The sequence below is a fragment of the Shouchella clausii genome (assembly GCF_002250115.1).
Lineage (GTDB): Bacteria > Bacillota > Bacilli > Bacillales > Bacillaceae_D > Shouchella > Shouchella clausii.
Genome location: NZ_CP019985.1, coordinates 3038308 through 3050746, shown reverse-complemented (window position 1 = coordinate 3050746; position 12439 = coordinate 3038308). Strand labels below are relative to the sequence as shown.

At 45.6% G+C, this 12439-nt stretch carries 10 protein-coding genes and 1 other annotated feature; of the genes, 1 reads left to right on the top strand and 9 read right to left on the bottom strand.

Annotated elements, in window-relative coordinates; translation table 11 throughout:
- Nucleotide 1 precedes the first annotated feature (1 nt).
- The 6 genes from BC8716_RS14615 to BC8716_RS14590 all read right to left on the bottom strand — a co-directional run bounded on the left by BC8716_RS14615 (nt 2) and on the right by BC8716_RS14590 (nt 8973).
- The gene (locus BC8716_RS14615; RefSeq protein WP_094426811.1) at nt 2-577 is read right to left on the bottom strand and encodes a Maf family protein; all 576 of its coding nucleotides are present in this window, start codon (nt 575-577) and stop codon (nt 2-4) included.
- 279 nt (nt 578-856) lie between these two features.
- Nucleotides 857-2803: a S9 family peptidase gene (locus BC8716_RS14610; RefSeq protein ID WP_094426808.1), complete on the bottom strand. Its 1947-nt coding sequence runs from the start codon at nt 2801-2803 to the stop codon at nt 857-859.
- 136 nt (nt 2804-2939) lie between these two features.
- Entirely contained in the window at nt 2940-4031 is a 1092-nt protein-coding gene (locus tag BC8716_RS14605; protein WP_094426806.1) for a hypothetical protein, read from the bottom strand.
- 58 nt (nt 4032-4089) lie between these two features.
- Nucleotides 4090-4809, bottom strand: a complete 720-nt coding sequence (locus tag BC8716_RS14600; protein ID WP_094426804.1) for a prepilin peptidase — start codon at nt 4807-4809, stop codon at nt 4090-4092.
- A 145-nt stretch (nt 4810-4954) separates the two neighbouring features.
- Nucleotides 4955-6277 carry a bifunctional folylpolyglutamate synthase/dihydrofolate synthase gene (locus BC8716_RS14595; RefSeq protein ID WP_257392259.1) on the bottom strand — a complete coding sequence of 441 codons (1323 nt, stop codon included), beginning with the start codon at nt 6275-6277 and terminating at the stop codon, nt 4955-4957.
- A 53-nt stretch (nt 6278-6330) separates the two neighbouring features.
- On the bottom strand, nt 6331-8973 hold the full coding sequence (locus tag BC8716_RS14590; protein ID WP_094426798.1) for a valine--tRNA ligase: 2643 nt from the start codon (nt 8971-8973) through the stop codon (nt 6331-6333).
- A 38-nt stretch (nt 8974-9011) separates the two neighbouring features.
- Nucleotides 9012-9236, bottom strand: a binding site (T-box leader).
- A gap of 150 nt (nt 9237-9386) precedes the next feature.
- Between BC8716_RS14590 and BC8716_RS14585 the strand changes: the two genes are divergently transcribed.
- On the top strand, nt 9387-9599 hold the full coding sequence (locus BC8716_RS14585) for a YszA family small membrane protein (protein WP_094426796.1): 213 nt from the start codon (nt 9387-9389) through the stop codon (nt 9597-9599).
- On the opposite strand, the gene BC8716_RS14580 is transcribed toward BC8716_RS14585, so the two are convergent.
- From BC8716_RS14580 to BC8716_RS14570, 3 genes are all read right to left on the bottom strand, one after another.
- Nucleotides 9549-10313 carry a DUF2231 domain-containing protein gene (locus tag BC8716_RS14580; protein WP_094426794.1) on the bottom strand — a complete coding sequence of 255 codons (765 nt, stop codon included), beginning with the start codon at nt 10311-10313 and terminating at the stop codon, nt 9549-9551. The genes BC8716_RS14585 and BC8716_RS14580 overlap by 51 nt on opposite strands.
- Before the next feature lie 249 nt (nt 10314-10562).
- Complete coding sequence (ysxE, locus tag BC8716_RS14575) at nt 10563-11561, bottom strand: spore coat protein YsxE (protein WP_094426792.1); 999 nt, start codon at nt 11559-11561, stop codon at nt 10563-10565.
- Nucleotides 11558-12436 (bottom strand): restriction endonuclease subunit S domain-containing protein, encoded by an 879-nt coding sequence (locus BC8716_RS14570; protein ID WP_094426791.1) that lies wholly within the window; start codon nt 12434-12436, stop codon nt 11558-11560. The genes ysxE and BC8716_RS14570 overlap by 4 nt, the downstream gene beginning before the upstream one ends.
- Nucleotides 12437-12439: the final 3 nt, after the last annotated feature.

Genomic DNA, 12439 nt, shown 5'->3' with positions numbered 1-12439 from the left:
TTTAACCGATATTCGGATAGATATGAAATTTTTCCAATGCTTTTGCTGTTTTTGAAAGAGGTAGCCCCGCTACTGTATAAAAATCCCCTTCTATTCGCGAGACAAAAATGGCGCCGAAGCTTTGAATTCCATATGCTCCAGCTTTATCAAGCGAATCACCTGATTGCAAATAGCGCTCTAACCACTCTGGTGTCATTTCATCGAACGTTACTTTGGCTGCGTCGGAAAAAACATGTTCTTTGTTTCCATGTAGGATGGCAACACCTGTATAAACGGTATGGGTGCTATTCGACAATGCCATGAGCATCGTTTTTGCTTCAGTCAAATTCGCCGGCTTGCCTAAATGCTTGCCATTATGGACAACAATTGTGTCAGCGCCAAGGACGACGGCATTCGGATGGTTAGCTGCGACTGAAGCCGCCTTTCGCCTCGCTAGCTCTTTTACAATGGTGTCATGATCCCATGATGGATCAAATGTTTCCTCTACATTGCTTGGTTGGGTAAAAAATTGATAGTGGCATTGCTTTAAAAACTCGCTGCGCCTCGGGGAACTTGAGGCTAATAGAAAGGTATTCATGAAGTCACCTCTACATCGTTTTTATCTAGTGTACAGGTTCTTCGTTAGTTTACCAAATCGTGTACTGGAAAGACAAGACTGTTTTTCACAGGATTTTTAGAGAGAATTTAGGCAGTGTATAAGAGTAACATGGCGTCCGCCTTAAGATGAGCAATTTTTCACCGTAGCTAAAAAGGCTCTACTTCAGTAAATCGAACCGCTCACAAACAAGGAAACATATTGGTGCGAGCGGCATCGATCACTGCTGATTTCAAATGTAAGCGCCTAGCATATGACGTGTCATAACCGCTTGGAAAACCAATCTGCTATCGCATTGAGACGTTCAATCCGCAAATTAGGTTTACCACTTCTTGACAGTTCATGATTGGCTTCTGGGAAACGGATAAATACAGTCTCTTTCCCATGCTTTTTCAACGCAATAAACAATTGCTCTGCTTGTTCAATCGGACAGCGATAATCTTTTTCACCGTGCAGAATAAGCAATGGCGTTTCCACGTTTTCAACGTATTTGAGTGGCGAATGGGCCCACAGTGTTTCGATATCATGCAAGTCTGCTTTTATTTGCCACTCTGAAAAATAGTAGCCAATATCGCTTACGCCATAAAAACTAATCCAATTGGATATCGAGCGTTGCGTAACGGCCGCTTTGAACCGATTCGTATGGCCAACAGCCCAATTCGTCATAAAGCCACCGTAACTTCCCCCAGTCAGACCGATGCGCTCCTGATCAATCCAGCTATGTTGTCCAATTGTAAAATCAAGGACATCCATTAAATCTTGGAAGTCCCCTCCGCCATAATCGCCACGGACTGCATCAGCAAACGCTTGCCCGTACCCAAGGCCACCACGGGGATTGGTAAACAACACGCCAAACCCTTTCGCGCATAATAGTTGAAATTCATGAAAATACGTACGAGCATACATCGCATGGGGACCGCCATGTACTTCTAAAACGAGCGGATACGTTTTTCCTTCTTCAAACCCAATCGGCTTCATTAGCCAACCTGCGACCAAACTGCCATCTTCCCGTTTATAACAAATTTCTTCTAGGCCGCTAAACTCATACGCACGCCGCGGTTGGTCATTGAATGACGTAAGTTCATGAAGCGTCCCAGTGGCAAGTTCAAGTCGGTAGGCCTCGCTAAGCTGTTTAACGTCGCTTATCGTTACAATTCCTTGGCCATTTTGAAAATCGAATCCATTTATGTGACGTTTTTCATGCGTGACCTGATTGACTGTGCCATCGAGGCTAAACGACCAAACATTCACATCGCCTTCTTTTGAAACAAGCGCATAAATGGACTGACCATCTTCTCCCCATTTCAACCCATTTGAACCAATATTCTGTAAAAAATCCCCAATTGCAACATCGCCAATTGACGCATCCACTTGGCCGGAAAGCAAACGGATTTCTTGTTTTTGGCAATCATAAACATACAGCTTCGTCAATGTCGCGTTTTTGTATTCTCTCTCATGGCCTAGGAGAGCGACATAAGAACCATCGGGTGATACAGATCCGCTTTGTACGACCATTGGTTCCTTTGTAATTTGCGTTTTTGCTCCCGTATCCAAGTCAATAAACCAAACATCAACTGCAAAAGTAAAATCATTGTTTTCCTTATGGCTGCCGGCTACAAGAACAGCACGTCCATTTGCTGAAAAGTCAATTACATTTACATCAGCAGGGCTATCTGTTACCCACTTCCACTTTTTTGTGGCAATGTCGACTACGCCAATTTGTTTCAAACTGCCATCAAACAAGCCTCTCTCGTCTGACTTATATTTCATTGCCTCTATTACTAATGGCTTTGGCCAATCACTGCTTGTCCCTGTTTTTTCAGGCTGTTTATAGGCAGCAAAAGCAATTTTGCTCCCATCAGGTGACCAAAAAAACGAGTTAACGCCATTTTCGAGATCTGTCAGCTGTTCAGCTTCCGCCATGCCTTGTTTAACATAGACTTGCATTTTTCCAGTCCGGTTTGAGAGATAGGCAAGCGCCCCAGTTGAGGACCATTTTGGTGAAATATGCTTATCGTTCCCAAATGTCCATTGAGAAACGTGACTACTTTTTTGTATATCCAATCCGTAAATATTGGCTATGTAGTCATTTTTTTGCTTGTCCATTTTTGTGACAACAATAGCAGCACTCTTGCCATCAGGCGCTACTGCTGGGCTTGTCACCGTTGTTAATTCATATAATGTCTCTGCAGATACGCAGCTTTTCATCAAAGCATCCCTCCTGTTTACTATTATAAACAGAAACTTCGAGTATAGAAAGAATAATAAGGAGTAGAACGTTTCCGTCTAAGTGAGGTAATCAACAACCTTAAAAAGAACGCTCAGAAGCGTTCTTCGCGTTCTTCTACTGTTTGATCGCAGCAATGGCATTTTCATAATCGCTTAATGCCTGCAAAAGTGCTTGCTGTGTTGCCCATAATAATGGTTCTTCCGCTTTTTCTTGGTACGATTCAAGATTGGCTGTCGCTTCAGAAAGGGCATCACTCATCGCTAATGCGAATGGTTTTGCTTCCTCGCCTAACTCAGAAAACGCCCCATCACGGTTGGAACGTAGCTCAGCAACCGCTGTATTTAACTGCTGAAGCTGTTCTTCGTTTAAAGGAGAGTTATCAGCCGCTAACAACTGGCTAGATGACAAATCTGCGAGAGCGCTGTACAGAGAGTAAGCGTCTGTGAACCAAGCAGCCGCTGCTTCTCCGCCGGCTTCAGGCACGCCCCCTTCGACTGTATATGTTTTCACATAGACTTCTTGACCTGCGTTTGACACAAGCGTGCCAAGCTCTTCGGCACGGGAACGGTCGCCGGCAACGCCAACAAACATAAACCATGGCTCCTCCTGGCCGATTAATGTCGCTGGCAGCCCTTTTGCTTTTGTTGACTGAATGACTTGCTCCGCTTGGCCTGGCTCGTCAAATGCTGCTCCTTGCACGACATCAACTTGCATTGTCGGAAAAGCAACCTGCCCACTGGCAGCAACCGAGACCGCTTGTGGAGCCTGATCTTGAGCAGGGCTAGCAATGACAAATTGGTAGAGGACAGCTCCTAATCCAACGCCGACGACAATCGCTGATACAACAGCAGCGACTATGTTCCATGGAAACGCTTTTGCCGTCCAGTTTGTAGGACGCTTCCGTTTTTTCGGAGGCAGCTTTGGCGACTTTGAACGGTTGCCATCATCCCAAAAACGTTCCTCTTGTCCACGCTCTTCCCGTTTTCTGTTTAAATCAATGACTTTGTCCGGCTTCGGCAAAAATTCATCCTCACTGCTGCTTTCTTTTATCGTTTCTTCCGGTTTTTGAAAAGGCGTCCCATCCCATGTCAATACTTCCAGTGGCGGGCTTTCTTCTTGTTCACTCGTTTTAGCGGGTGTCTTTTTGGGCGGCAGTGGTTCGTTGTGATCAAAGCGAAAAGACATCGTTTTTTTGTTGTTTTCCATTTTTTATACACCCCTCTCTGCTTTTATCTATATGAGGCTTGTCTATTTTTTAGAACGATCAAATCCCAGCCGCAAAATAAACAAGCAATGCTGCTGCACTGATAAATGGCGCAAAAGGGATTGCCGTGTTTGGTACAAATTTTCCTACTACCGTTTTCGTTCCTACAAATAATAAAGCCAAACAGGCAGAACAAGCGAGCATAGGCAAAAACAGCTTTGGCCCCAGCACAAAAGCAAGCACGACAAATAATTTCAAATCGCCACCGCCCATGCTTCCATTGAGGCACGCAGCTACGAGAATAAGAAGCATCATTGCTGTACTGATTGCACTAAGCAACGAAAACGGTACTGGGACGACACACACGCGCAAAAAAACAAGAGGAATGGCAAAAAACAACAACACCATATTCGGGACCATCATCCGGCTATAATCAGTCATTGACACTAAGAGAAGCATAGCGATGAGAAGGATGGAAACAATCAATTCAAGGCGAAGACCTATCAAAAGCCAGGCAAGCAAATACATACAAGCGCTGGCGATTTCGATAAGTGGATAGGAGATGGAAAGAGGCATTCGGCAATGTTTGCATTTTCCAGATTGGATGACATACGAAACAATTGGAATCAACTCAGACGGCCCTAATACACGGCGGCAGCCCTCACAGCGCGACCGTCCCCAAAAACTTAAGCGCAGTGGCACCCGTGTTGCCGCTACATGGAGGTAAGAACCAATTAGCCCTCCACAAATAGCAGCATAACAGGATATGACGAGAGACATCTTCACCTCTCCTTCCTTTTCGTCTTCGTTTTTCGACGAAAATAGCCTAATTCCTGCAAAAATGTTTCAATCTTCTAGTGAATATCGCCATTTTTTACTCGTGTTAGACGAGCCGCAAATGAAAGCCTGCTCCATTATAAGTACGTCACATGCCTTCTTTGTGAGAAGCCAACGATTGCCGTACGGCTGAAATAAAGTAAAGGGAGCCTGTCACAACAAGGACATCTTGCTCGCCAAGGTTTTCCATCATCGTTTTGAGCGCTTTTTGCCAATCAGCTGCTACTTGCTTTCGCTTGACAGGTGCTTGTTTGAATAGGTCTTCAGCATTGGCAGCACGGTGGAAATCAAAGTTTGTGAACGAAAATGTCATTTCAAGGCCGCTTGTTGTAAACGACTTTAGCAACACATTCATGTCTTTTTCTTTTGTCGATGCAAGCAATACATAGATGTTCTTGTCGCTAAAACGTTCTTGTAAAGCAGTTGTTAGGGCTAAAAAGCCTTCTTCATTATGAGCTCCGTCTAAGACGATTGGTGGATTAACTTGGATAATTTCAAACCTTCCTGGCCAACTCGTGTTGGCAATCCCGGTTTCCTTAGCTTCCTTCCCGACCTGCCGCTTCAGTGAATTGCTGAGCAACGAAACTGCTTTAAGAGCAAGCGCGGCATTTTTATGTTGGTGTGCCCCGTAGAGCCCGGCTTGATAACGAACGGCTTCCTCGCCCCTTTCCTCTTTGTATGTAAACGTTCGTCCTTGGAGGCTCTCGACAAAAAACGTTTCATTTAACTGGTGCAAGGGACTTCCTATTTGGCGAGCTGTCTCGGAAATAACTGTATACGCTTCTTCCCCTTCTACCCCTGAAATAACCGGAACGCCTGGCTTAATAATGCCCGCTTTTTCATAGGCAATTTCCGCAAGTGTATCGCCGAGAATGTGCATATGGTCGTGACCAATCATGGTGATAATCGATAAAACAGGCATCACCACATTGGTGGAATCGAGTCTGCCACCTAGGCCGACTTCAATTAAACAAATGTCCGGTTTAGCGACTTCGGCAAAGTGGTAAAACATCATCGCCGTTAGCACTTCAAACTCTGTTGGCGACCCGAGGTCAGACTGTGCCACTTCCTCGACAATCGGCTTTAGGCGCTTGGCAGCTTGAAGCAAGTCATGATCGGAAATGGGCACACCGTTTACCGAAATGCGCTCTGAAAACTGTTCAATGTAAGGCGATGTAAACGTGCCGACTGAAAAGCCGTCCGCTGTAAGGATGTGACGTAAAAAACTGACAGTCGAACCTTTTCCGTTGGTGCCAGCGACATGGACGGCCGTTAGCTTTTGTTCTGGGTGGCCTAATGCTTCAAGCATCCATTCCATCCGCTTTAATCCTGGCTTTATGCCAAACGGCAATAGCGAATGCACCCATTGTACTGCTTCCTCTGCTGTTTTCACTTCCATCCCCGCTTTCATAATCAGTCTGTTTGAAAAAAACCCAGCGAACGGCCGCTGGGCTAAAAAATGCGTTATGCCTTCAATTCAGCGATGCGCTCAATCACCGTTTGCCGCTTCGCTGCGTAATCTTGCTGTTTGGCTTTTTCCTCTTCTACGACATGGGACGGCGCTTTTGCAAGAAAGCCTTGGTTGTTTAACTTTTTCTCAATCCGTTCAACTTCCTTGTTTAACTTATCTAGTTCTTTTTCTAACCGCGCCACTTCTTTATCTAAGTCAAGCATGCCAGCCAACGGCAAGAATAGTTCCATTCCCGATAGTGCATGGGACATAGCCTTTTCTGGTGTAGCCAAATCGACCGCTATATCGAGTGAACTTGGGTTGGCAAACTTTTCAATATAAGCGACCCCTCTTTGGAGCCGTGCCGCCATTTGTTCGTCTTGCGGACGGATCTTTAGCTCAATTTGTTTGCTCATTGGCACATTTAGTTCCGAGCGTGTTGTCCGGATGGCGTGAATAAGCGATTTGAGTGCCTCCATGTCTTCTACAGCTTCCTCAAAAACAAGAGATTGATCATACACTGGCCAGTTGGCAACTGTAATCGATTCGCCCTCATGAGGAAGGTGCTGCCATATTTCTTCCGTAATAAACGGCATAAACGGATGGAGCATACGCATCGTGTGGTCAAGGGCATAGGCTAGCACAGAACGAGTTGCCTGTTTTGCTTGCTCATTTTCCCCATAAAGGGCGAGCTTAGCCATTTCAATGTACCAATCACATACATCGTCCCAAATGAAAGCATAGAGTACTCTTCCAGCTTCGCCGAATTCATAAGCATCGATTAATCGAGTAACCGATTCTACCGTTTCTTGCAAACGCGTTAAAATCCACTTGTCCGCAATTGACTTTTCTTGGTTCATATCGATGTCGCTATAAGAGAAACCGTCCATGTTCATTAAGGCAAACCGGGAAGCATTCCAAATTTTATTGCCAAAATTCCAAGTCGACTCGACTTTTTCCCAGTAAAAGCGCAAATCGTTTCCAGGTGTGCTCCCTGTTGCCAAGAAGAAACGCAAAGAATCGGCGCCATACTTGTCAATCACCTCTTGCGGATCGACACCATTGCCAAGAGATTTGCTCATCTTCCTTCCTTCAGCATCACGAATCAGACCGTGAATAAGCACGTCTTTAAATGGCCGTTGGCCAGTAAAGGCTTTGCCTTGGAAAATCATGCGCGATACCCAGAATGCAATAATGTCATAGCCTGTCACTAATACATTAGTCGGGTAGTAACGCTTATAGTCAGGCGCTTCCTCGTCAGGCCAGCCCATTGTTGAAAAAGGCCAGAGTGCAGAGCTAAACCAAGTATCAAGGACGTCTTCATCTTGACGCCAGTTTTCGCTGTCACGAGGAGGCTCTTTGCCAACATAAATTTCGTTTGTTTCGTTATGGTACCAGGCTGGAATTTGGTGACCCCACCATAGCTGTCTCGAAATACACCAATCACGGATGTTTTCCATCCAGCGTATATACGTCTGTTCAAACCGTTGCGGCACAAATGTCACTTTTGTGTCCGCTTGTTCTTGAAGCTTCAATGCCTCTTCTGCTAGCGGACGCATCTTCACAAACCACTGTGTTGATAAGTATGGCTCTACTACAGCGCCGCTACGTTCTGAATGGCCGACAGAATGGAGATGGTCTTCAATTTTGAAAAGAACTTGTTGTGCTTGCAAATCTTTGACAATCTGCTTCCGGCACTCAAAACGATCCATTCCTTCATACTTTCCTGCTTTTTCATTCATCGTGCCGTCTTCATTCATGACAAGGACACGAGGCAAGTTATGGCGGTTGCCAATTTCAAAATCATTAGGATCGTGGGCAGGCGTAATCTTGACAGCGCCAGATCCAAATTCACGATCTACATAATCATCGGCAATAATCGGAATCTCTCTTCCTACAATTGGCAATTTGACCATTTTTCCAATTAAATGCTGGTACCGTTCATCATCAGGATGCACAGCGACAGCTGTATCACCTAGCATTGTTTCTGGCCGTGTCGTAGCAATTTCGATTGAACCGCTTCCGTCGCTAATGGGATAGCTCATGTGGTAAAACGCCCCTTGGACATCCTTGTAAATGACTTCAATATCAGACAGAGCCGTTTTTGTTTGCGGATCCCAGTTAATGATATATTCGCCTCGATAAATAAGCCCTTTGTTATAAAGACTAACAAATACTTCTTTTACCGCATCGGACAGCCCTTGGTCAAGGGTAAACCGTTCGCGGCTATAGTCGACGGAAATGCCGACTTTTGCCCATTGCTCCCGTATAAACTTAGCGTATTCGTCTTTCCACTCCCATGATTTCTCTAAAAACGCCTCGCGGCCAAGGTCGTATTTAGAGATGCCTTGTTCCCTGAGTTTCCCCTCTACTTTTGCTTGCGTAGCAATGCCTGCATGGTCCATTCCAGGCAGCCACAGCGTGTCGTACCCTTGCATCCGTTTCGTCCGTGCCAAGATATCTTGAATGGTCGCATCCCAAGCATGCCCTAGATGAAGTTTGCCTGTTACATTTGGGGGCGGGATGACAATCGAGTAAGGTTGTTTGTCAGGATCACCTGTCGCCTCAAAAAATTTTCCTTTGAGCCAATACGCATACCATTTTTTTTCGGTTGCGCTTGGATCATACTTAGTTGGCATCGAGTGCTGTTCTTCCATTTTTTATCCTCCTTCACGTAAAAAAACCCCCGTTCATCTCAAAGGACGAAGGGAGTGTTCGCGGTGCCACCTTTGTTCACGGCATACTTGTGTCCGTGCAGCTCGACTTTTTTGTAACGGTCAAAAACCGATTCCGCTTACTAACTCGTTCAGCGGAACAGCTCACAGGCGACCTTCAAACGCTTGTAGCCTAGGAAACTTCCAGCCTTGGTTTCCCTCTCTTGAGGCACAGCCATTTTACTCTTCCTGCTCATCGCTTTTTTTAGGATATGTCCGTATTTTACCGTTTGCCAGTGCAATCGTCAATAACAGCTTTGCCGGATAATCGTTTTTTATACGAAGCCTTTCTTGGAGCACGCAAATAGGCAATGATTGCATAAACTATTGCAAACCATTCACAGGAGGTCATGAACATGGCTAAACGGTTTCGGGGCTTCCCACCTCCTTACCCGCCAAAAGGTCCGCCGAAAAAGGGGTGGGGATTTAAAAACATTTTGCTGCAAGTGCTGCCGCCTATTATTGTTTTCCAACTTCTGCGCACGCTCTTTTTTCCGACTACGTTTGATTTGATTGTGTTAACTGTTATTATTGTTTTGTTTTTCTGCCTCTTCCTGCGCATTTTTTAAAGTGGCTGTAGCGTGTGGTGGCGGTGGCAAGACTACCGGCATTTGCCGATCTTGCGTTTGTTCCTGTTGTTCCTCTAAAACGTGTTTAAGGCGCCTCGCGCCAAACCAGCCGACAACGGACAACACAAGGAACAACAGGCTACTCGGGAAGTCCAATGTCACTGTAAGAAGCCCATCCCAAAGCCTCATTGCTGTAAAAAACAGCAACACAGCGAGCAGCTGACTTGCGCCACCAGCTACTTTCCAAATGTTCGCTCGTTTTTTATGCTTTGTGCCATGCACCATATAGATGCCTGCAAGGCCAAAAACAGCCAGTAACACGAGGGGGAACAATGAAAATTTTGTCGCTTGCACAGTGGAATCAAAAAAACCAATAAATTGGACGATTGTCTGGACAGCAAAGGCAACCGCCAAAATGAGCATGCCTGTTGCAAGCGCTTGGGCTACTTTCAGTTTTGCGGGCTGTTTCGGTATACCTGAAAGCCGTTGTTGACAATAAGCAGCGACACTGTGTTTTTGTACATGAAGGGGGAGGCGGCGCTGTTCCAGCTCAAGCCATTCAGCAATGATTTCAGCGAGGACTTGATTCGCCTGCCGCGAAGAAATCGGCGCTGAATAGATATAATTTGATACTTCTTCAAAAAGAAGTTGGTTTTCTTCGCTTAGCTTCTCTGCTTTCGTTCTTATATCGTTTGCGCGCAACATGTTGCCCACAGCTCATTGACACCTGCCTTTGCTCCTCAACGTTGTATTTTATTTAGATCTAGACTCTTTCATTTAACAGGAGAGCGTATTGTTTTTCAAGACTTAACATTGCAGCAAAGCATTACCGTAAAAAAGGAATGCACACCCCTTGTCAGCCAGGATGCCAGAAATGAATCGCAACCTGTATTCCATGGAGCATGATTTTTGTTTATTTTCTTCTGTAGCAAAGAAAAAGCCTTCAGAGCGAAAACTGAAGGCTTATGCTTCCTTTTTTTCTTCGGCTGGAGCAAGTTTGGAAACAAAACGCTGAACTTTGCGCATGGCAATGATGCGCTTCTCAAGGCGCCGGACCTGTTCGAGTTCGTTTCCGCCATGCCTGTAATCGCCTATTGCGTAATAAATTGGATCTGGATACAGTAAGTACGCACAAAGAAGATGTTTTTCAGAATCAAGCAATGGCAAATGTTGCTCATAGCGGTGCAACCAACGGAACACTTCATCCTCTTCCCATAATGCGTAAGGAAAGCTGCGTCGGCAAAAGCTGGCCAAGTCCCGTGCTGGTGTGTCTAAACTAGCTTGTTCAAAGTTAAACAACAACAGTTCGTTTGTGTCCGTCGCCATTGCATGGTGACGAGAAAGCCTTCCATGGGTCAGCACGCTTCTATAGGAACGTTTTTCTAAAGTTGCTTCGTACCATTTTTCCAACTGGTTGCGCGCCCCTTCAGCAAGCTGCTCCAGCAAGCCGTAATGGGTTAAAAACGTTAACTCAAAGGGCGAGATATAACGATTCTGTTCAGCTTGATCAGCAAAACGGGACATTTCTAAAAAATGCCTGTCCCAACGAGCCAACAACCGTTCACACGATCCATCAAGTGACTCTTTTACAGCTGGCTGTGTCTTTACCGTTAAGCGGTGGATAACACCAAGATGATCTGCAATGGCTTCTTCAATCGAGACGCGGCTATGATAGTCAACCTCATTGACCCACGGCATTAAATAATAGCTTTTATCTCTAGCAAAAAGCGTATACTCGCCAAACTTCGTTGGCAGAACAGGGATAAATTGCCTGAAACGAAGCTTTGTCAACTTGCGGATTGCATGAACAAATTCATCCGCGCGCATTCGGTCAATATCCGTCTCCTTTAAAGCAAACATGCCTTGGTCTGTCTCTACACGGATTAACTTCTGGCCGACTTGCTCGATTGCTCTTGGCTGTAAATCATAGTAAAACAAAATCGCTTCATAGAGCGGATTCATACTTTCACCCTCTTTTCATCTAGCCAACTAGCAAATGCTGAGACAAACGTCCTTGTTTTGTCCCAATCGGAAACGGCACGTTTCACTAACTCTGCCAACTCTTTGTCGCGATTGCCTGATGCGTACGACAACAACGGGTCAAGCTCATGCACTTGCAGCCCTTCTGCCAACAGCGCCTTTTTTTCTGGCGTTGTCAGTGCTGCTTGTGCATCCAATGCATCGAGCAACGCACAAAACGATTCTTGTCCATGTTCAGTGTACCAGTTCTTTAAAAAGCGCATCATTGAACCGTACCCTACTTCAGGAGGCTTAGTCGTCCCTTTCACTACAAGGATATGAAAGAGGATTCCAGACTGTTCAGGCGCCTCAATCCGATCCATTAGCGGTTGCTTTTTCTGTTCCTTTGCTAGTTTTTCAGCTTTTGCCTGCCGCTTCTCAGCTTCGTTCCACAATCCTTTTACAACCTTTTGCTGTTCAGGTTCGAGGCTTGGCAGAAGGCACTCCAGTTCTTCCAAAGGTTTGGCCCTTTCTTCCCTGTCCTTGCTTTCCTTCCTCCCGTTCGCCACCATTGCTCCTAATAGCGTGCCCCATTGCTGCTCATAGCCTTTTTGCAAACAGCTAGGGGCGATGTGGTCATGAACCGTGATGTATCGGCCATCAACTTTTATAAAAGGCTTTCCGTCTTTTGTGCGAATCATGCGATCCATCAAGACGGTTGGCGTGACGCTGCAACTGTCACGCCAATTTGTATGCCAATCCAATAACGCTTTATCCTGCCAGTATTCAAGCCGTTTTGTCCCATGGTCTGTCAATAGCTGATCGTTTTCCAGAGTGGCATCTACAAACCCGTAGCGTGCTTTCAATTGCTCAATCATTGT